Origin of the sequence: Bacillus daqingensis (assembly GCF_042654445.1) — a bacterium.
Lineage (GTDB): Bacteria > Bacillota > Bacilli > Bacillales > Salisediminibacteriaceae > Alkalicoccus > Alkalicoccus luteus.
Genome location: NZ_JBHSGK010000014.1, coordinates 1 through 848 on the forward strand (window position 1 = coordinate 1; position 848 = coordinate 848).

General features: G+C 51.2%; 8 tRNA genes. All 8 read right to left on the minus strand.

The features are described 5' to 3' along the window. Positions 1-73: 73 nt before the first annotated feature. Positions 74-149 (minus strand) — tRNA-Ala (locus tag ACFO4L_RS14150). Between the two features lie 17 nt (positions 150-166). Then, a tRNA-Pro gene (locus ACFO4L_RS14155) sits at positions 167-243 on the minus strand. Positions 244-247: 4 nt separating this feature from the next. Beyond that, positions 248-324, minus strand: a tRNA-Arg gene (locus tag ACFO4L_RS14160). A gap of 30 nt (positions 325-354) precedes the next feature. Then, positions 355-429: transfer RNA gene (locus tag ACFO4L_RS14165), tRNA-Gly, on the minus strand. Positions 430-436: 7 nt separating this feature from the next. Beyond that, positions 437-525: transfer RNA gene (locus tag ACFO4L_RS14170), tRNA-Leu, on the minus strand. A gap of 9 nt (positions 526-534) precedes the next feature. After that, a tRNA-Lys gene (locus ACFO4L_RS14175) sits at positions 535-610 on the minus strand. Positions 611-617: 7 nt separating this feature from the next. Then, positions 618-693: transfer RNA gene (locus tag ACFO4L_RS14180), tRNA-Thr, on the minus strand. Positions 694-698: 5 nt separating this feature from the next. Beyond that, positions 699-774, minus strand: a tRNA-Val gene (locus ACFO4L_RS14185). Positions 775-848 lie beyond the last annotated feature (74 nt).

The window sequence follows — 848 nt, forward strand, 5'->3', positions numbered from 1 at the left end:
TTCAAAAATTGACAGAGAATGATTCATTCTCTTTCCTTCTTCTTGTCTTTTGTTTAGTTTTCAAAGATCAAATTGGTGGAGCCTAGCGGGATCGAACCGCTGACCTCCTGCGTGCAAGGCAGGCGCTCTCCCAGCTGAGCTAAGGCCCCGTATAAAAGGGTTGAAATGGTCGGGAAGACAGGATTTGAACCTGCGACCCCTTGGTCCCAAACCAAGTGCTCTGCCAAGCTGAGCTACTTCCCGATAATGGCGCGCCCGAGAGGAGTCGAACCCCTAACCTTCTGATCCGTAGTCAGACGCTCTATCCAATTGAGCTACGGGCGCATGGCTATAAAATTATATTCAAGGAGATAATGGAGCGGAAGACGAGATTCGAACTCGCGACCCCCACCTTGGCAAGGTGGTGTTCTACCACTGAACTACTCCCGCTTAAGTATGGTGCGGATGAAGGGAGTCGAACCCCCACGTCCGGTAAAGGACACTAGAGCCTGATTCTAGCGCGTCTGCCAGTTCCGCCACATCCGCATATAAAAATGGTGAGCCATGAAGGACTCGAACCTTCGACCCTCTGATTAAAAGTCAGATGCTCTACCAACTGAGCTAATGGCTCTCAAAAGTGGTGCTGGCCAGAGGACTTGAACCCCCAACCTACTGATTACAAGTCAGTTGCTCTACCAATTGAGCTAGGCCAGCTTAAATGGTGGAGGATGACAGGCTCGAACTGCCGACCCCCTGCTTGTAAGGCAGGTGCTCTCCCAACTGAGCTAATCCTCCATATTAAAATCCAGCAACGTCCTACTTTCGCAGGGGGAGAGCCCCCAACTATCATCGGCGCTGGTGAGCTTAAC